The organism is Weissella confusa, assembly GCA_041871065.1.
Lineage (GTDB): Bacteria > Bacillota > Bacilli > Lactobacillales > Lactobacillaceae > Weissella > Weissella confusa_A.
In genome coordinates this window covers 1,678,319-1,696,235 of the sequence record CP168942.1, presented here as the reverse complement: position 1 = coordinate 1,696,235, position 17,917 = coordinate 1,678,319, and the positions used below count along the sequence as shown (strand labels likewise).

The following is a 17,917-nucleotide window of genomic DNA, read 5'->3' as shown; positions in this document are numbered from 1 at the left end:
AAATAGATGGAGGATAGCGATATGACAGATCGTTATGAACAACGCAAGCAACATCCTTGGCTACAGTATGTGACGCTAGGTATTGCAACATTAGCGATGGCGTTTAGTGCCATTGCAGCGTTTCACCCGTTCGGATTAGGTGAAACCAGTCGACCAAATATGACGCAACAGAATGGCGGCTTTGGTGGCAATGGTGGTCCAATGGGTGGATACGGTAATCAATCACAGTCAAATTCAATCGATGATGCTGCAGCAAGCAGCGCAACGACGCAATGATAGGAGCGAGAAGTAACATGAATTTCGTAAAACGAGCAGGTATTACACTGTGGGCGCGAAAGGGACGGTCGGTATTGCTGGTCCTCACGTCAACAGTAATTTTGGCGTTTGTGATGGCTGGATTGATTGTGCAAAACGCGGCCTTGAAAGCAGCCACAAATGCAGCTAATTCAGTTGGATCAACAGTAACGCTGTCGGCTAACCGAGAGAAGATGTTTGAGCAGATGAAGGCGGCCCAATCATCCGAATCATCTTCTGAAGACTCATCATCCTCAGACACGACGACGTCAATTACAATGCCAACGGCAACTATTTCAGAAGTTAAGAAGATTGCCGCGCTTTCAAATGTGGCTTCATACAACATTACGAATAGCGCCTCAGTAAACGCCTCAAGTTTTAAGGCAATTACAACCACGTCAACGAATACGCCAATGGGTGGTGGTGACCGTGGGGGCATGATGGGTAACCAAAATTCAGGTGACATTCAAGTCAATGGTGTGACATCAACCACAGCAACAGCCTCATTTTCTGATGGTACGGCCAAAATTGTTTCTGGACGTGGCATTAAGACAAGCGACCAAAACACCAATAATGTGGTGATTGCAAATGAATTGGCAACGGCTAACAACATTAAGGTCGGCGATACGTTGACTGTTAAGACGACGGATGATGCGGCTACTGAAAAGACTGTTAAGGTTGTTGGAATCTACAAGTTGAAGACAACGACCGACGGATTCCAACGTGAAGACCCAGCAAATACGATTTATGGATCATTCACATTGGCTAATGACATTAATGGCACACCAGATCAAGCATCAAACGTGACATTTACGATGGCTGAGCCAGCCAAGACAAATGCATTTGTGAAGCAAGCCAAGAAGATGATTGATACGTCAGAACTTACTTTGACGTCTGATGCAAGTCAATATAAGACAGTGGCAGCAAGTATGAAGAACGTGGCGGCATTTGCCTCTAAGATTGTTTGGATTGTGTCAATTGCCGGCGTCTTAATTCTTGGTTTGATTATCATTTTGATTACCCGCGAGCGTCGCCGTGAAATTGGTATTTTGGTATCAATCGGTGAATCTAAGCCAAAGGTTGTTGCCCAATTGTTCACGGAAATGCTAGTTATTTTGGCAATCGCGTTGGGAATTGCAACAGCAGCTGGTAACAGTGTATCTGGCTTAGTTGGTAAGCAACTTGTACAACAACAAACGACGCAACAAATGCAATCAGCGCGTGGTGGTATGCCAGGCGGTGGTCAAAATGGTCAACAAGGTGGTGCACCATCAGGAAAGCCTAGCGGTGGCATGGGTGGTGGCCCAATGATGAGTGGCGGTTCAGCTGCTAAGAATGAACAGTTGGATGTTGCGATGACGCCAACAGCAATTGCAGAATTGGGCGGTGTTGCTTTCTTGATCGCAGTGTTGTCAGTATCAGGGGCAGCCTTTAGCATCTTGCGTATGCGACCAAAGCAAATTTTGCAAGCCGATTAGTGAGGAAGAATAATGACGCTAGAAATTAAAAATTTAACGCATTGGTACACGACGGCTGATAATGCCTTGTACAAGGATGTTAATCTAACGTTCGAGAGCGGTAAGTTCTACGCTATCGTTGGTGAATCTGGTTCTGGTAAGACCACGTTGCTTTCATTTTTGGCCGGACTTGATGTGCCGCGTGAAGGTGATATCTTGGTTGATGGTGTATCAATTAAGAAGATTGGTTTAACTGCCTTTCGACAAAAGTACGTCTCAACGATTTTCCAGTCATACAACTTGTTAACGACGATGACGGCTTTCCAAAATGTTCAAACAGCTTTGGCAATCACGAAGTCAAAGCATGCGAATGACAAAGCATATATTTTGGAACAGCTGGCCCGTGTCGGTATTGATGAGGAGAAGGCACAAAAGAATGTGCAACGATTGTCTGGTGGTGAACAACAGCGTGTCGCAATTGTCCGTGCTTTGCTAGTGGATGCGCCAATTGTTGCAGCGGACGAAGCAACCGGAAATTTGGATCACGAAAATTCAGAAAAAATTGTGGCGCTCTTTGCGGAGTTAGCGCATGAATTTGGTAAGACAGTTATCCTGATTACACACGACCGTGAAGTTGCCAAGCAGGCGGATGAACAACTTTTGTTGAAGGACCACGTGTTTACACCGATTACAGAATAAGTTAAGAACAGGCCGAGGAACGTAAACCTCGGCCTGTTTTATGCTACACTAATCGTTAGATATCAATGAAAAGCGAGAAATGTGATGCAATTAACTGGTAATGATTTTATTGCAGCAATCAAGGATGAACAGTATGACGTCAAGTCGTTTACCGCGGCAGACCAAGCAACTGTTAATTTGGATGATTTGTTTACATATGCTGAAAAAGCGTTGGCAGACAACAAGCTTTTCAGCGCAGAGTTGCTTATCAGTGGGGATGAGCCAATTAGCCTTCGTTTGGAAACTGGGTTGATTAACTTGCCAATTCGCTATACGAATGCGATTAGCAAGATTGTGATTAACGATCCGGAGACTGAAGTGACGCTCTACATGATTGTTGAGCACCCATTAGTTACTAAGTCTGGGCTTCGTATTGAGACGGCAGCAACCGTCGCAGCCTTTTTGGATGATCCAGAAACGGTGGAAACGAAGATTGCGGCCTTCTTTGATAAAGAATTGACGGCAATCAATGAAGCAATTGAAGAACAAAAGAACGCACCAGCTGAAGAGGCAGAGGACGGCGAGTAGCGTTTTGGGTTTGGGTTTTGAGATGAGGTATGAGTCTATATGGCACGTAGAAAGCGACTAAGCCGTAATAAGCGATTGGCAATCGTCTTGACGGTCATTATTTTGTTGGTGTTGATTGCACCACAATTCATTCGTTATTATATGAATGTGGCCGATGCAAATGCGGCTGCTAAGCAAGAGAAAGCTTATATTGCTAAAGTGGGTAAGCAACAGGCAACGATGGGTGCAACTGATGCCGATAAGTTGCCGGTGACATCACATTGGGATTTGAACGCTAACGGTGAAATGAAGGTCGTTGTGTCATCTAAGGCGATGAGTGAGACTGACGGACAAGCGTTGGTCTGGGTAAACAAAGCGGCTGAAGTTTGGAATAAAGCGATGGGCGTCGACTTTATTAAGGTAACGTCAACTAAGGCTAACCAAAATGAGAATGTCGATCGCAACGTGTGGCCGGATGATGCAGATTATCAACTGTTGATTGGCTACAAAGACATTACGGATGATTTGGGTAAAACCGATACAACCGTTTTGGCAACGACCACTGAAGCTGGTAATACGATGTGGATTTCAAAGCAAGCCGCTAAGGTATGGTTGGCTAAGACAATTCAACGTGAAGACTATCTGTCTGGTGCTGTTTACGGACCGGTAACCTCGCGTGACATTGAGGACTTGCACAACCAAGAAGCTGAGCATACAATTATTCACGAGTTCGGTCACGCCTTAGCTTTGAAGCACCAAGGGCAAGCGAATGATTTGATGTCACCAATGGTGGGGATTAATGACTTGAGCAAGCCGAATGCAACAGAAGTCATGCAAGTTAAGACTATTCGTTATCTTGCGATGAATCCTGATTTAATGAGTGAGGATTCATACAATACGGTTTTCCGAAAGTATTATCAACAACTTAATGGGCAAGATTTGCCGAATGACTTGGTTGTCTTGAACGACAGTCATGAATAACGAAAAATTAATGTAGGAGTGATTCCATGAATCATAATGTTTTGTCAGCGCACAAGGTAATCGGGACAATTGTTGGGACGATTATTTTTGTGTTGTTGTTTAAATATGTTGCCTGGCCTTCAGGCGTTTCACATACCGATATCACGGTGGCACCAGCTTGGTTGGCCTTGATGTCAGCTATTTTTGGACCAATTGCTGGGTTTATTGTTGCCTTCATTGGGCATTCATTGACTGATTTGTCATCAGCCAACTTGGATTCAGTTTGGTGGACTTGGGCTATTGCTGACGGTATGTTTGGTTTCTTTATCGGACTAGCCACGACTCGAATTGGTGTCTTTGTTGGTGAATTAACGTCACGCAAACTGGTCTTGTTTAATATTTGGCAAGTCATTGCGAACGCAGTGGTCTGGTTGGTGATTGCCCCATTGGGAGATCACTGGATCTACGGTACAACGCTTGGTAAGGCGTATGCGCAAGGCGGTATGGCAATGCTAGCGAACACGTTGGTGATTGCGATTATTGGCACATTGTTTATTAAGTTGTACCATGCTTGGTTTGTTAAGTAGTCAACGGTCTTTATTCATTAGAAATAATGGCTGATGATTTTTGGAATTTAACACAAATTAAAACGGCTGAGCCCTTTAAAAATAAGGGTTCGGCCGTTTTTAATTTGGACTGGTTCATGGTTTAAAGTGATAGATTGTGGTAAAATTTATGCATTGATAATGAATAAAAGTGAGGTGCACCATGGGAAAGTTAATTGACGGCAAGCAAATTGCCAAGGACTTACGTGCAGCCGTTGCGCGTCAAACTGAAAAGTTGGCAACGCAAGGGATTACACCGGGGTTGGCTGTTATTTTGGTTGGGGATGACCCAGCCAGTGAGATTTACGTTCGCAACAAGGAACGTGCAGCTGGTAAGGTTGGTGTGAATGCACAAACAATTAAGTACCCAGCAGACACTTCAGAAGCAGAGGTGCTAGCCAAAATTGCTGAACTTAACGCTGATGATAGCGTTGATGCGATTTTGGTGCAAAGCCCAGTGCCATCACAAATTGATGAACACAAGGTTCAAGAGGCGATTGACCCGCGCAAGGATGTCGATGGTTTCCACCCAGAAAACATTGGTCGTCTGTATGCTAACCGTGAAGGATACTACCCAGTTGCCAACACGCCACGCGGTATTATGACGATGTTGCACCACGAAGGTGTTGATGTAGCTGGAAAGCATGCTGTTGTTATCGGGCGTTCGATTTTGGTTGGTCGTCCAATGGCAGCCTTGCTTCAAGCGGCCAACGCAACCGTGTCACTATTGCACCGCTACACACCGGCATCGTTGACGGAATTATTGGTGAGTGAAGCTGACATCGTGATTGTTGCAACCGGTGTGCCTGGTTTGATTAAGGGATCAGAATTGAAGGCCGGTGCGGTTGTGATTGATGTCGGGATTAACCGCCTTGAAGATGGTTCATTGGTGGGGGATGTTGATTTTGCATCAGCTGAACCTGTCGCAAGTTTGATTACGCCAGTCCCAGGTGGTGTCGGACCAATGACAATTGCAACGTTGCTACAAACAACGGTTGAACTTGCCGCACAACACCACGGGGTTGCATTGGAGGACCCATGGCAGACTATCTAACAGTATCGGCGTTGACGTCGTACTTAAAGCGTAAGTTCACAGCGGATCCTTATCTAAAAGAGGTCTACGTAACTGGTGAAATTTCCAATTATCGCCAACGTCCAGGCCACCAATACTTTTCATTGAAAGATGATGGGGCGGTGCTGAACGCAACCATGTTTAAGTTTGCTTTCCAAAAGTTGCAGTTTAAGCTGGAACCGGGGATGAAGGTAAACGCCGTTGGTCACATGGATTTGTATGCGCCCAATGGTTCATACAGTTTGATTATTGATAAGCTGGAACCAGATGGGGTCGGCGCATTATATCAAGCGTATGAACAATTGAAAGCGAAGTTAGCTGAAGAAGGTTTGTTTAATCAACTGCAACGAACAATCCCACGCTTTCCAAAGAAAATTGCGGTTATCACATCGCCAAGCGGTGCGGTTATTCGTGACATTATGACGACAGTACAACGACGTTATCCGATTGCTGAAATCGTACTTTATCCAGCGGTTGTGCAAGGAGATGGTGCGGTACCATCGCTAACTTCTCAGATGACGGCGGTTGCTGAAGCTGGTGATTACGACGTTTTGATTATGGGTCGTGGTGGTGGCTCGATTGAAGATTTGTGGGCCTTTAACGAAGAAGCTGTGGCTCGTCAAATGTTGACCATGCCAATGCCGATTATTAGCTCGGTTGGCCACGAAACAGATACGACGATTGCTGACTTTATTGCCGATCAACGTGCTGCCACACCAACGGCCGCTGCTGAATTGGCAACACCAGTTCCTTTGGCTGATTTGTGGCTAGGCATCCAACAAATGCAACAACGTTTGGTGAATCAAATGCAACGTCAAGTTGTTAATTCTCAAGAACGGTTACAACGTTTGCAAAACAGTTATGTGTTGACACAGCCGGCTCGTCTTTACGAGGGTTACTTACAACGTTTGGACATTGCCCAGCAACGACTACAACAATCTGTTGTGACTTTGGTGACGCAACGTCGCCATCAATTCGATTTGATTGCACCGCGTTTAACGAATGCGATGACACGTCAAACGGAAAATGCGCAGCAACGGGTCGGCCGAGCTGCGGCAGGGTTGCAATTGGTTAGTCCATTGGCAATTTTAGCGCGTGGCTATAGTGTTGTTGAACAAGACGGACATATTCTAAACTCTGTGGCAGATGTCACGTTGGAAGAAGATGTTTTGATTCGCCTGGCAGATGGTCAAGTGACAGCAACGGTAACGAAAAAGGAAGAAACAGAATAATGGCAGAAAAGACATTTGAAGAAAACTTGGCAACGTTGGAACAAATCGTTGCCCGCTTGGAAAAGGGTGATGTGCCTTTGGAAGAAGCGTTGAAGGAGTTTGAGACCGGCGTTAAGTTGAGTCAAGAGCTACAAAAGACACTGCAAACGGCTGAACAAAGCTTGGCAAAGATTGTTAATGCGGATGGTTCAACCTCAGATTTTAACCCCGAGGCGTAGTATGAATTTAACAGAGTTTGCCAGTGAAGTTGTCCCAAAGATTGAAGAGACTTTGGCAACAGAATTGACCCAAAGCACGACCGAGAAGACGCTCCGCGAGGCGATGACGTATGCCGTGATGGCTGGTGGTAAGCGGTTGCGTCCATTGCTAACTTTGGCAGTTGCCCAATCGTACGGTATGGGCGTACCAGGATTGGTTCGCGCAGCGAGTGCGTTGGAATTGATTCACACGTACAGCTTGATTCACGATGATTTACCAGCGATGGATAATGATGATATGCGTCGTGGTAAGCCAACAACCCACCGTCAGTTTGGTGAAGATGTGGCAATCCTAGCGGGGGATGCCTTGCAACCATTGGCTTATCAATGGTTGGCGAGTGATCAGCTATTAACCACACCGCAAAAGGCTGAGTTGACGCTGCAACTAGCTTTGGCATCAGGTGCAAACGGTATGGTGGCTGGTCAAGTGATGGATATGGCGGCAACGAATGCTGATACGATTACACTTGATCAAGCGAAGGCAATTCATTATCGCAAGACCAGTGCGTTGATTGCCTATGCTGCCATTGCTGGTGGTATCATGGCCCACGCATCAGAAGCAGTCAAAGAACAACTTTGGAATTTTGGGATGGCTTATGGCCTTGCTTTCCAAATTAAGGATGATTTGGATGACCTTGGTCAGGACGATGATGAGGATAAGCAAGCATATCCAACGCTACTTGGGGTGCAAGGTGCGATTGATGCTTTACGTGAGCAAGTTGCACTTGCCAATCAGGCGTTGCAAAAGTTTGGTGAACTAACAGGCAATGACATCACACTGTTGGTATCATTTTTGGATTACTTTAACGAGACATTGGAGAAATAATGGCGATTGAGAAAGAACGAGTAGATGTTTTAGCGGTTCAGCAAGGACTTTTTACCTCGCGTGAACAAGCTAAGCGTGCAATTATGGCTGGCGAAATTTTGGGCGAAAACGAGCAACGTATGGACAAGGCGGGTGAGAAGATTCCCGTAACAACTGAGTTGCACTTGAAGGGTGCGCCTATGCCATATGTATCACGTGGTGGCTTTAAGCTTGAAAAGGCTTTGGATGTGTTTGACATCTCAGTTGATGGCAAAACAGTTTTGGATATTGGGTCTTCAACGGGTGGCTTTACCGATGTGTCATTGCAAAACGGTGCTAAGTTGGTTTACGCCCTGGACGTGGGAACAAACCAATTGGCTTGGAAGTTGCGTTCAGATGAGCGTGTTGTTGTAATGGAAAACACCAACTTCCGCTACTCTGAATTGCAAGATTTCACCCAAGGACAACCTGAAGTGGCAACGATTGACGTTTCATTCATTTCGTTGAACTTGATTTTGCCACCTCTTTCAAAGATTTTGACGCCTGGTGGATCAGTCGCAACATTGATTAAGCCGCAATTTGAGGCGGGTCGTGAAGCAATTGGTAAGCACGGTATCGTCAAGGATGCCGCAACACACTTGGCAGTTATTGATAAAGTAGCTGGCTACGCAAAGGCAGCTGGGTTCAGTATTGTTGGTTTGGACTATTCACCAATTAAGGGTGGATCAGGAAACATTGAATTCTTGGCTCACTTGGTACTTGATGGTGGTGATAGCACGATGTCTGAAGCTGAACGCGAAGCTGTGGTGGCTGGTGCACACGCACAATTGAATGCACGTCGTGAGGAAAAGACGGATGAGACGAAGTAAGCAAGAACGTCAACAAGCCATCAAGACGTTGATTAGCAACGAGCAAATTCAACGCCAAGAAGACTTGGTACGTAAATTGAATGAAGCTGGTTGGGAAGTCACGCAAGCAACGATTTCACGTGATATTACCGAAATGCAATTAGTAAAGGTGCCACTACCGGCTGGTGGATTTGCCTACGCTGTGATGTCAGGGGCTGATTATTTTGGTCAGCTTGGTCGTATTTTGCAAGAGACTACAACTGATGTCGCAACCCAAGGCAATATGATTATGATTAAGGTGGCGCCAGGAACTGGTCCGGCTTTGAAGACGGCCCTTGAAGAAGCGAATTTGCCAGAAGTGTTTGGGCTAATTGGGGATGATGCGGGCGTTTTGGTAATCTTGCGTGAAGGCGAGCTTGCAAAGGACTTTGCGAACAAGTTGACGGCGCAAGCTTAGTTAACGGAAGAGGAGCATGCTATGCTACAAGAATTATCAATTCAAAATTTTGCGATTATTCCGAAGCTCAACATTAGCTTCCAACCTGGGATGACCGTTTTAACTGGTGAAACTGGGGCTGGAAAGTCAATTATCATTGATGCTGTGGGCCTACTAACTGGTGGGCGTGGTTCGCAAGATTTTATTCGTGAGGGTGCTGATAAGGCGGTCTTGCAAGGGTTAATTGATGTGGAACCAGGCCAACCAATTACACAACTGCTTGATGAGTTGGGGATTCCGCTAGAGGACAACCAACTATTGATTCATCGTGAGTTGCACAAAAGTGGGCGCAATGTGATTCGGGTTAACGGTAGCTTGGTTAATGCCACGACACTTAAGGAGATTGGTCAACACCTAGTTGATATTCATGGTCAGAATGAACATCAGGAGTTGATGCAAGTCGAACGCCATTTGGCCTTGTTGGATGAGTATGGTAAGAAGACAATTGGCCCAGTGCTTGAAAAGTACCGGGATGCATACGAGACTTACCGTAGTCTGGAAAGTGCATTCCACAAGCGTCAAGCTGACGAACAAGCCTGGGCACAACGTCTTGATATGTTGAGCTTTCAAAGTAAGGAATTGGCGGATGCTAGTTTGGTTGAAGGCGAAGAAGAGATGCTGGAAGCTGAGTATCAGGAACTAACTAACTTCCAAGATGTTTTGGCGGCACTGTCTAAGGCGCATGAAGCATTGGACGGCGACTGGGATAATAACGGTCTAGAGACGATTTCGACCGCCATGAGTGCCATGGAAGACATCGAAGAATTGTCACCAAAGTATGCAACGTTAACTGAAGCGGTTCGTGGCGCGTACTACGAATTGCAGGAAGCGGCGTCTGAGATTTTGTCGGTACGTGACGGCCTGGAATTTGACGAGGAGCGTCTACGAGAAGTCGATGATCGATTGAACTTGATTCGTTCATTAGAGCGTAAGTATGGCGCAACAATTACCGATGTCTTGTTACACCAATCTAAGGTCGATGCAGAGTTGGCTGAAATGGGTGGTGGCGAGCAATCGGCTGCTGAATTGGCTGAACAAGTTGAAGTTGCTGAACAAAAAGCCCGTACGCTAGCTGAGAAGCTACACGAATTACGTCTTAAGGCAGCTAAGCAATTGGCAACAAAAATTCATGATCAACTGAGTGATTTGTACATGGAGAAGGCTGTTTTCTCAGCTCACATCACGGAGTTGAAGGATTTGAACGCTACCGGGTTGGATGCAGTTGAATTCTACATTCAAACAAACCCAGGTGAAGGTGCTAAGCCGTTGGTGAAGATTGCTTCCGGTGGTGAGTTATCACGAATGATGCTCGCAATGAAGACCATTTTTTCACGTGAGCAAGGCATTACGTCGATTATCTTTGACGAAGTTGATACCGGCGTGTCCGGTCGTGTCGCCCAAGCCATCGCTGAAAAAATCGCGGTGATTGGTCGATACTCACAGGTGCTAACGATTACGCACTTGCCACAAGTGGCGGCGGTTGCGGATAACCATTACTTTATCGAAAAGCAAGTGGTTGGTGATCGCACTGAGACCAGTATTCACACACTTTCTGAGGATGAACGCGTTAATGAAGTTGCCAGAATGTTGTCTGGGGATGAGTTAACCGAGGCGGCCAAAGAAAATGCCCGTGACTTGATTCAACGAGCGGTTGCCAAGCGAAGTGAATAGAATTAAAAACCAGGACTTTTTGGTCCTGGTTTTTTTAAACTCAAAACTTGCATGCTGACATAAAGTGTCTAGAATAAAGATACGATTATTTTGAGAGCGAGGGTGATGATATGCCAATCGTAACGGGTAAATTAACACCACAACAAGTTGCGCCGTTTGGTCAACTATTAAATATATATCCTGACGCAGCTGAGGCTCGTGACAGATATAATGCGGCAAGTGCCGACACACAAGGACTGTTGTTCGTTACTGATGATGATGCAGTTGAAGGCGCAGTGGTTTACCGTGAGCAAGATGGGGATGTGACGCTAATTAGCGCCCTAGGCTGGAAAGCAATTGACCGCTTGTCTTTGTTTGAACAGTTAATCACCTATTTCAGCAAGCAACGAGTGAAATCACTAACGATAAAGGTGGCCCCAAATCAGACAAATAGTCCATTGTTGGCTGGCTTTAACCGCGTGGCTGAGTTAACGTATCGGCATGATTTTTCATACCCAGTTGCGCTGGTACTTGGTGGTGGCGGGGCACATGGCGCGTTTGAAGCAGGTGTTTTCGATGTGCTAAAGGCACGCGGTATTGTGCCACAAGAAGTGCTGGGTGTTTCGGTCGGATCAATTAATGCCATGTCATTTATGCATTTGAACAGTGATATTTCGCACCACACCTGGGACACCTTGACGACAGATGTTGTGTATGAGGTTGATGAAGTCGGTGTTTCTAGAACTGACTTTACGAAGACGATTGCCACTCACTTAGTTGGGCGACACTATTTCAACAAAGAATCATTGCGCGAATTAATTTACCCAGTTGTTGTACATGAATTAGCCACACCAAGGTTGGCAGAAATGACCCTGGTGGCGACGGAGTTTCCGCTACTAAAGGCTGTACCATACAGTGTGACGGATGAAACCACGGCTGACGAATTGACTGATTGGATTTTGGCATCGAGTGCGTTTTACCCCGTTGTGTCACCAGTTATGATTAACGGGAAGCAATACATTGACGGGGGGTATTCAAATAACCTGCCGATTAATATTGCGGCTGACCACGGTGCAAAGGAAATCTATGCGGTGTCAATTATGGATGGAGTACCTGAAAACTGGGACCGCCCAGATGATGCCGTCGTCCACTTCATTCGGACACCATGGCAATTTGGCCCACTACTAGACTTTTTCCCTGACTTAAGTGCCACCTATGTACGTCTTGGCGAAATTAGAACCCGTCAAGTACTGGGTGAACTAGGTGGCTATTATTATGCTTTGCCGGCAGATATTGACTTTAGCTGGTTGGGCGGTAGTCAGTTAGTGAAATGGTTGGCAACTGATCCAGTAACGGCACCAATTGCAGCCCTTTTGACTGATTTGCCAGTTTGGTTGGCGTGGCAACAATGGATTCGACGTGATGCTGATCCTGAACAAAAGGAGACGCCGAAGGGACAAGGATTAGCAACGGTTGAACGTTTAGCGCGATTATTAGAGGTTGATAAGCTAACAGAGTATGATTTGACGTCCTTTATTGCGGCAATTATCACTGCAGGCAAGGTAAAACGTGATGTGTTGCCGATGCCAACTGGTGCGGTTAGTCGTGCCTATGTCTTGGCTAATTTAGATGTCGTGCTAAGTGCCGTGTTGTTCTTGTTGTCTAAGTCGGAAAAAACGAGTAGAATATAAAATTGATTAGCTAGAGAAAAAGATAGGAGTAAGAGTACCATGAAGCGTGGCGTATTGATCGTACTATCGGGTCCGTCAGGTGTTGGTAAAGGGACTGTGCGAAAGGCGTTGTTTGAAGAAACAGACATCGACTTTCAATATTCAATCTCAATGACCACACGACACCCCCGAGCAGGTGAAGTAGACGGAGAGGATTATTTCTTCGTAACTCGTGAAGAGTTTGAGGCAGAAATCGCCAACGACGGTATGTTAGAGTACGCCGAGTATGTGGGAAACTACTACGGCACACCAAAGAGCTTTATTGAAAAGACTTTGGCAGCCGGTCGCGACGTCCTATTGGAAATTGATGTTCAAGGTGCTTTGCAAGTGAAGGAAAAGATGCCAGAAGGTGCATACATCTTCTTGACGCCACCTGATCTTGGTGCATTAAAGGAACGTTTGATTGGTCGCGGTACTGAAGCGATGGAAGTTATCGACCGTCGTGTCTCTGCTGCAACTGCTGAAATTCGTATGATGGCTAACTATGATTATGCCGTCGTGAATGATGAAGTGCCTTTGGCAGTTGATCGTATTAAGGATATTATCAAGGTTGAACGTTTGCGCGTTAACCGTGTGTTGCCAGAATATATTGCAATGATTGAGGAGCTAGAATCATGATTTTATACCCATCAGTTGATAAGTTGTTGGAACGTGTTGACTCACGTTACAAGTTGATTGCTTTGGGAGCTAAGCGCGCCCACGAATTGGAGCAAGGTGCATTGCCAACGTTGGCTCACTTTGATTCAGTTAAGCCAATTGGCCAAGCATTTGAAGAAATCGAAGCCGGTAACGTTGTTATCGACGAAGAAGCTACTAAGTTGGAAGCCGAGCACTTGGCTGACTAATAGCACTAAAAAAGACCATCCATTAGTTTGGATGGTCTTTTTGTATAGTTAGGTACAAAAAAGGTCGCGACATCAAATCGCGACCTTTTTATTATTGTTGATTCATTTGCTTTTGCTTCTTGCTGATAATTGATTGACGTACCGCGCTGATGATAGCAGGCAATGCCGTTACCACCAAGATACCGATAATAACCAATGAGAAGTGCTCACTGACAAATGGGATACCACCGAAGTAGTAACCGGCTTCAACGGCGACAACAACCCAAATAGTTGCAGCGATAACTTCAAGCATCAAGAAGTTCTTGTACTTGAAACCTGAAATGGCAGCCGTAAATGGCACCAAGGTACGAATGATTGGCAAGAAACGTCCCAAAACGACGGCCATCTTACCATGCTTAACGAAGAACTCGTTTGCCTCAGCTAAGTGCTCATCCTTAATGAAACGACCAAGTAGTGGGTGCTTAACCAACTTCAAACCAACCGTGCGTCCCAAGAAGAAGTTCAATGAGTCACCAGATACAGCGGCAATCCAGAACATAATCATGAGTACCCAGTGATTAAGGATGCTACCATGCAAAGCTGAAATTGATCCAGCTGCAAATAGTAGTGAATCTCCAGGAAGGAACGGAAAGATAACTGATCCCGTTTCAATGAAGATGACAGCAAAAAGCGCGACGTATGACCAAATGCCCCATGCGTTAACCAGATTGTTCAAATGAACATCAAGGTGCAGGAACAAATCGATAATGTGCATCATAATATTTGTTTACTCCCAGTAATCTGTTTGAATGTCTATTGACAACTAGAGTCTAGTTTACCATGTTTTCAGGGGCAGTGTGAGTGGCCTTAATGTTTATGTTATAATACAAACAGTGAATTTTAAGATTTAGAGGAGAATGAAGATATGGCATTGCCACAATTTGATTTGGCTGCAGTAGAAGGCCCAGTTGCTGTTTTGGAAACAACAAAGGGTACGGTAAAGATTCAATTGTTCCCAGCACAAGCACCTAAGACGGTTGAGAACTTTGTTGGATTGATTGAAAAGGGTTACTACGATGGCATTATTTTCCACCGTGTAATTAGCGACTTCATGATCCAAGGTGGTGACCCTACTGGAACTGGTATGGGTGGCGAGTCACTTTGGGGTGATTCTTTCGAAGATGAATTCTCAGATGAAGTCTTCAACTTGCGTGGTGCCTTGTCTATGGCTAACGCTGGTCCAAACACAAACGGTTCACAATTCTTTATTGTGCAAGCTTCACGTGTACCAGCGAACATGTTGCGTCAACTAAAGGGTCTTGTACCTGATGAAGTTGTGTCAGCATACGGTGAGCAAGGTGGTACGCCATGGCTAGACAAGCGTCACACTGTATTCGGTCATGTTATCGAAGGTATGGATGTTGTTGATGACATGGCTAAGGTTCGTGTTAATTACGCAGACAAGCCACTTGAAGATATCAAAATTATCAAGGCAACGATTGCATAAGGTTGTCACTCGGGGTTACCCCGAGATACATATAATAAGAAAAACTAATTAGAGGAGGTTATTATGGCTTATCATATTGGTGAGATTGTCCAAGGAACTGTAACGGGTATTCAACCATACGGTGCTTTTGTGCAACTCGATGATCATACACAGGGACTAATACATATTTCGGAGTGTCGATCAGCATTTATTCGACATGTCGGGGATGAATTGCATGTTGGTCAAGTAATCGACGTTATGATTCTAGATATCGACCAATATAATGAAAAGATTTCATTGTCACGTCGCAGTGTCTTAGATGCGAATCAAAAGGTACGCATGGATCGTGAAAATCAACGTGTTGATAATTGGCACCATCATTACTGGACTAATCAGCACTTGAATATTGGTTTTGAAACGATTGCAGATAATCGCGATGATATGATTGCGGAAGCATTGCAACGTTTGAACGCACACGTTCACTAATTAAAGGGGGATGGCATAATGTCATTAATCGCAGGAACAGTTGTCTTTACTCGAAATGATCAATCATATTTCTTGGTGACCGATGAAGTGCCAACACCACGCTTCTATACAGTTAAGATGCACAAGCATGATGGTGATACTGCATTGGGTTCATTACTAACGGGGATGAAGGATGAACTTGGCTTTGATATTGACAATCTTCGTTTAGGAGAATTGGCAGCATGGCATGGTCAAGGTTTGGAGACGGCGGAAGATTTGATTTCGCTCTATACGTTTGAACCAGTAGATGCTTCACGTTTCAATATGGATCGACTAGGATTGCTAGGCCTACAGTTTATGAATGCCAAGGATGCTGCCGATCTGCTTCGTAATGTTGATATGACAGGCGTTGCACGATTGGATTAAATTGGGGCTTGCATTTATCTTAGATGTTCGGTATTATATTCAAGTTGAGTTTTTCAAACGAATCTAATTCGTATGAAAAACGATGCAAAATGAATTGAATTTGGTTGTTGACAATCATAAATCAATTCGATATGATATATAAGTTGCTTGCGACGGAATATGTGTTCAAACTGTGAATGAGTTGTTTAAATAATTTGAAATAAGTTGTTGACATCTACTTCTTAAGTTGGTAAGATATAAAACGTTGCTGATGAGCAACTACGAGATAGTTCTTTGAAAACTGAATATCGTTTCGATGAAACAAATGTGTAGGGTCATCAAGCTAGTTCTTGATGCAAAAACATTTGCGAAGTCAATTCGCTAGTAAATTCGTTTAACTTCTGTTAAACAACAAAAATTGAGTTATACTCAAACTTCAAATTGAGAGTTTGATCCTGGCTCAGGATGAACGCTGGCGGCGTGCCTAATACATGCAAGTCGAACGCTTTGTGGTTCAACTGATTTGAAGAGCTTGCTCAGATATGACGATGGACATTGCAAAGAGTGGCGAACGGGTGAGTAACACGTGGGAAACCTACCTCTTAGCAGGGGATAACATTTGGAAACAGATGCTAATACCGTATAACAATAACAACCGCATGGTTGTTATTTAAAAGATGGTTCTGCTATCACTAAGAGATGGTCCCGCGGTGCATTAGCTAGTTGGTAAGGTAATGGCTTACCAAGGCGATGATGCATAGCCGAGTTGAGAGACTGATCGGCCACAATGGGACTGAGACACGGCCCATACTCCTACGGGAGGCAGCAGTAGGGAATCTTCCACAATGGGCGAAAGCCTGATGGAGCAACGCCGCGTGTGTGATGAAGGGTTTCGGCTCGTAAAACACTGTTGTAAGAGAAGAATGACATTGAGAGTAACTGTTCAATGTGTGACGGTATCTTACCAGAAAGGAACGGCTAAATACGTGCCAGCAGCCGCGGTAATACGTATGTTCCAAGCGTTATCCGGATTTATTGGGCGTAAAGCGAGCGCAGACGGTTATTTAAGTCTGAAGTGAAAGCCCTCAGCTCAACTGAGGAATTGCTTTGGAAACTGGATGACTTGAGTGCAGTAGAGGAAAGTGGAACTCCATGTGTAGCGGTGAAATGCGTAGATATATGGAAGAACACCAGTGGCGAAGGCGACTTTCTGGACTGTAACTGACGTTGAGGCTCGAAAGTGTGGGTAGCAAACAGGATTAGATACCCTGGTAGTCCACACCGTAAACGATGAGTGCTAGGTGTTTGAGGGTTTCCGCCCTTAAGTGCCGCAGCTAACGCATTAAGCACTCCGCCTGGGGAGTACGACCGCAAGGTTGAAACTCAAAGGAATTGACGGGGACCCGCACAAGCGGTGGAGCATGTGGTTTAATTCGAAGCAACGCGAAGAACCTTACCAGGTCTTGACATCCCTTGACAACTCCAGAGATGGAGCGTTCCCTTCGGGGACAAGGTGACAGGTGGTGCATGGTTGTCGTCAGCTCGTGTCGTGAGATGTTGGGTTAAGTCCCGCAACGAGCGCAACCCTTATTACTAGTTGCCAGCATTCAGTTGGGCACTCTAGTGAGACTGCCGGTGACAAACCGGAGGAAGGTGGGGATGACGTCAAATCATCATGCCCCTTATGACCTGGGCTACACACGTGCTACAATGGCGTATACAACGAGTTGCCAACCCGCGAGGGTGAGCTAATCTCTTAAAGTGCGTCTCAGTTCGGATTGTAGGCTGCAACTCGCCTACATGAAGTCGGAATCGCTAGTAATCGCGGATCAGCACGCCGCGGTGAATACGTTCCCGGGTCTTGTACACACCGCCCGTCACACCATGAGAGTTTGTAACACCCAAAGCCGGTGGGGGTAACCTTCGGGAGCCAGCCGTCTAAGGTGGGACAGATGATTAGGGTGAAGTCGTAACAAGGTAGCCGTAGGAGAACCTGCGGCTGGATCACCTCCTTTCTAAGGAAAATCGGAAACCTACACATTCGTTGAAACGATATTCAGTTTTGAGAGATTTATCTCTCTCGAAA

The 17,917-nt window shown here is 45.4% G+C and carries 20 protein-coding genes and 1 rRNA gene; 20 read left to right on the top strand and 1 reads right to left on the bottom strand.

Translation table 11 applies throughout. From position 1 onward, the window contains the following. The first annotated feature begins 21 nt into the window (after positions 1-21). The 16 genes from ACAW68_08350 (at position 22) to rpoZ (ending at position 13,496) form a co-directional block, all read left to right on the top strand. The gene (locus tag ACAW68_08350; GenBank protein XGA15468.1) at positions 22-276 is read left to right on the top strand and encodes a hypothetical protein; all 255 of its coding nucleotides are present in this window, start codon (positions 22-24) and stop codon (positions 274-276) included. A gap of 17 nt (positions 277-293) precedes the next feature. Beyond that, positions 294-1,772, top strand: a complete 1,479-nt coding sequence (locus ACAW68_08345) for an ABC transporter permease (GenBank protein XGA15467.1) — start codon at positions 294-296, stop codon at positions 1,770-1,772. Positions 1,773-1,784: 12 nt separating this feature from the next. Further along, on the top strand, positions 1,785-2,450 hold the full coding sequence (locus ACAW68_08340) for an ABC transporter ATP-binding protein (protein XGA15466.1): 666 nt from the start codon (positions 1,785-1,787) through the stop codon (positions 2,448-2,450). 84 nt (positions 2,451-2,534) lie between these two features. Further along, entirely contained in the window at positions 2,535-3,017 is a 483-nt protein-coding gene (locus ACAW68_08335; protein ID XGA15465.1) for a hypothetical protein, read from the top strand. Between the two features lie 39 nt (positions 3,018-3,056). Further along, positions 3,057-3,977: a hypothetical protein gene (locus tag ACAW68_08330; GenBank protein ID XGA15464.1), complete on the top strand. Its 921-nt coding sequence runs from the start codon at positions 3,057-3,059 to the stop codon at positions 3,975-3,977. A 26-nt stretch (positions 3,978-4,003) separates the two neighbouring features. Continuing rightward, the gene (locus ACAW68_08325) at positions 4,004-4,543 is read left to right on the top strand and encodes an ECF-type riboflavin transporter substrate-binding protein (protein ID XGA15463.1); all 540 of its coding nucleotides are present in this window, start codon (positions 4,004-4,006) and stop codon (positions 4,541-4,543) included. Between the two features lie 181 nt (positions 4,544-4,724). Beyond that, on the top strand, positions 4,725-5,615 hold the full coding sequence (locus ACAW68_08320; GenBank protein ID XGA15462.1) for a bifunctional 5,10-methylenetetrahydrofolate dehydrogenase/5,10-methenyltetrahydrofolate cyclohydrolase: 891 nt from the start codon (positions 4,725-4,727) through the stop codon (positions 5,613-5,615). Further along, positions 5,600-6,865, top strand: coding sequence for an exodeoxyribonuclease VII large subunit (gene xseA, locus ACAW68_08315; protein XGA15461.1), 1,266 nt, complete (start codon positions 5,600-5,602; stop codon positions 6,863-6,865). The genes ACAW68_08320 and xseA overlap by 16 nt, the downstream gene beginning before the upstream one ends. Beyond that, positions 6,865-7,083 (top strand): exodeoxyribonuclease VII small subunit, encoded by a 219-nt coding sequence (locus ACAW68_08310; protein XGA15460.1) that lies wholly within the window; start codon positions 6,865-6,867, stop codon positions 7,081-7,083. The genes xseA and ACAW68_08310 overlap by 1 nt, the downstream gene beginning before the upstream one ends. Position 7,084: 1 nt before the next feature. Next, entirely contained in the window at positions 7,085-7,948 is an 864-nt protein-coding gene (locus ACAW68_08305; protein ID XGA15459.1) for a polyprenyl synthetase family protein, read from the top strand. Next, positions 7,948-8,796 (top strand): TlyA family RNA methyltransferase, encoded by an 849-nt coding sequence (locus ACAW68_08300; protein XGA15458.1) that lies wholly within the window; start codon positions 7,948-7,950, stop codon positions 8,794-8,796. The genes ACAW68_08305 and ACAW68_08300 overlap by 1 nt, the downstream gene beginning before the upstream one ends. Beyond that, positions 8,783-9,232: an arginine repressor gene (locus ACAW68_08295; protein XGA15457.1), complete on the top strand. Its 450-nt coding sequence runs from the start codon at positions 8,783-8,785 to the stop codon at positions 9,230-9,232. Before ACAW68_08300 ends, ACAW68_08295 begins: the two co-directional genes overlap by 14 nt. 21 nt (positions 9,233-9,253) lie before the next feature. Next, a complete protein-coding gene (recN, locus tag ACAW68_08290; GenBank protein ID XGA15456.1) occupies positions 9,254-10,942 on the top strand; it encodes a DNA repair protein RecN in 1,689 nt (562 codons plus the stop codon). Between the two features lie 110 nt (positions 10,943-11,052). Then, complete coding sequence (locus ACAW68_08285; GenBank protein ID XGA15455.1) at positions 11,053-12,612, top strand: patatin-like phospholipase family protein; 1,560 nt, start codon at positions 11,053-11,055, stop codon at positions 12,610-12,612. Between the two features lie 39 nt (positions 12,613-12,651). After that, positions 12,652-13,269, top strand: a complete 618-nt coding sequence (gmk, locus tag ACAW68_08280; GenBank protein XGA15454.1) for a guanylate kinase — start codon at positions 12,652-12,654, stop codon at positions 13,267-13,269. After that, positions 13,266-13,496: a DNA-directed RNA polymerase subunit omega gene (gene rpoZ / locus ACAW68_08275; GenBank protein XGA15453.1), complete on the top strand. Its 231-nt coding sequence runs from the start codon at positions 13,266-13,268 to the stop codon at positions 13,494-13,496. The genes gmk and rpoZ overlap by 4 nt, the downstream gene beginning before the upstream one ends. Positions 13,497-13,587: 91 nt before the next feature. Here rpoZ and ACAW68_08270 read toward each other — a convergent pair whose 3' ends face one another. Further along, complete coding sequence (locus ACAW68_08270; GenBank protein ID XGA15452.1) at positions 13,588-14,253, bottom strand: VTT domain-containing protein; 666 nt, start codon at positions 14,251-14,253, stop codon at positions 13,588-13,590. 147 nt (positions 14,254-14,400) lie between these two features. On the opposite strand from ACAW68_08270, the gene ACAW68_08265 reads away from it, so the two are divergent. From ACAW68_08265 to ACAW68_08250, 4 genes are all read left to right on the top strand, one after another. Further along, positions 14,401-14,982, top strand: a complete 582-nt coding sequence (locus ACAW68_08265) for a peptidylprolyl isomerase (protein ID XGA15451.1) — start codon at positions 14,401-14,403, stop codon at positions 14,980-14,982. A 63-nt stretch (positions 14,983-15,045) separates the two neighbouring features. Beyond that, positions 15,046-15,447, top strand: a complete 402-nt coding sequence (locus tag ACAW68_08260; GenBank protein ID XGA15450.1) for a CvfD/Ygs/GSP13 family RNA-binding post-transcriptional regulator — start codon at positions 15,046-15,048, stop codon at positions 15,445-15,447. 18 nt (positions 15,448-15,465) lie between these two features. Beyond that, on the top strand, positions 15,466-15,852 hold the full coding sequence (locus ACAW68_08255) for a hypothetical protein (GenBank protein ID XGA15449.1): 387 nt from the start codon (positions 15,466-15,468) through the stop codon (positions 15,850-15,852). Between the two features lie 416 nt (positions 15,853-16,268). After that, positions 16,269-17,846 (top strand): 16S ribosomal RNA (locus ACAW68_08250). Positions 17,847-17,917 lie beyond the last annotated feature (71 nt).

Bases quoted from the DNA above. Each gene is read 5' to 3' on its own strand.
- ACAW68_08270 (XGA15452.1), bottom strand. From the start codon at position 14,253: ATGATGCACATTATCGATTTGTTCCTGCACCTTGATGTTCATTTGAAC.
- rpoZ (XGA15453.1), top strand. From the start codon at position 13,266: ATGATTTTATACCCATCAGTTGATAAGTTGTTGGAACGTGTTGACTCA.
- ACAW68_08310 (XGA15460.1), top strand. From the start codon at position 6,865: ATGGCAGAAAAGACATTTGAAGAAAACTTGGCAACGTTGGAACAAATC.
- ACAW68_08320 (XGA15462.1), top strand. From the start codon at position 4,725: ATGGGAAAGTTAATTGACGGCAAGCAAATTGCCAAGGACTTACGTGCA.
- ACAW68_08305 (XGA15459.1), top strand. From the start codon at position 7,085: ATGAATTTAACAGAGTTTGCCAGTGAAGTTGTCCCAAAGATTGAAGAG.
- ACAW68_08335 (XGA15465.1), top strand. From the start codon at position 2,535: ATGCAATTAACTGGTAATGATTTTATTGCAGCAATCAAGGATGAACAG.
- ACAW68_08325 (XGA15463.1), top strand. From the start codon at position 4,004: ATGAATCATAATGTTTTGTCAGCGCACAAGGTAATCGGGACAATTGTT.
- ACAW68_08265 (XGA15451.1), top strand. From the start codon at position 14,401: ATGGCATTGCCACAATTTGATTTGGCTGCAGTAGAAGGCCCAGTTGCT.
- ACAW68_08340 (XGA15466.1), top strand. From the start codon at position 1,785: ATGACGCTAGAAATTAAAAATTTAACGCATTGGTACACGACGGCTGAT.
- xseA (XGA15461.1), top strand. From the start codon at position 5,600: ATGGCAGACTATCTAACAGTATCGGCGTTGACGTCGTACTTAAAGCGT.
- ACAW68_08330 (XGA15464.1), top strand. From the start codon at position 3,057: ATGGCACGTAGAAAGCGACTAAGCCGTAATAAGCGATTGGCAATCGTC.
- ACAW68_08350 (XGA15468.1), top strand. From the start codon at position 22: ATGACAGATCGTTATGAACAACGCAAGCAACATCCTTGGCTACAGTAT.
- gmk (XGA15454.1), top strand. From the start codon at position 12,652: ATGAAGCGTGGCGTATTGATCGTACTATCGGGTCCGTCAGGTGTTGGT.
- ACAW68_08300 (XGA15458.1), top strand. From the start codon at position 7,948: ATGGCGATTGAGAAAGAACGAGTAGATGTTTTAGCGGTTCAGCAAGGA.
- ACAW68_08295 (XGA15457.1), top strand. From the start codon at position 8,783: ATGAGACGAAGTAAGCAAGAACGTCAACAAGCCATCAAGACGTTGATT.
- ACAW68_08285 (XGA15455.1), top strand. From the start codon at position 11,053: ATGCCAATCGTAACGGGTAAATTAACACCACAACAAGTTGCGCCGTTT.
- ACAW68_08255 (XGA15449.1), top strand. From the start codon at position 15,466: ATGTCATTAATCGCAGGAACAGTTGTCTTTACTCGAAATGATCAATCA.
- ACAW68_08345 (XGA15467.1), top strand. From the start codon at position 294: ATGAATTTCGTAAAACGAGCAGGTATTACACTGTGGGCGCGAAAGGGA.
- recN (XGA15456.1), top strand. From the start codon at position 9,254: ATGCTACAAGAATTATCAATTCAAAATTTTGCGATTATTCCGAAGCTC.
- ACAW68_08260 (XGA15450.1), top strand. From the start codon at position 15,046: ATGGCTTATCATATTGGTGAGATTGTCCAAGGAACTGTAACGGGTATT.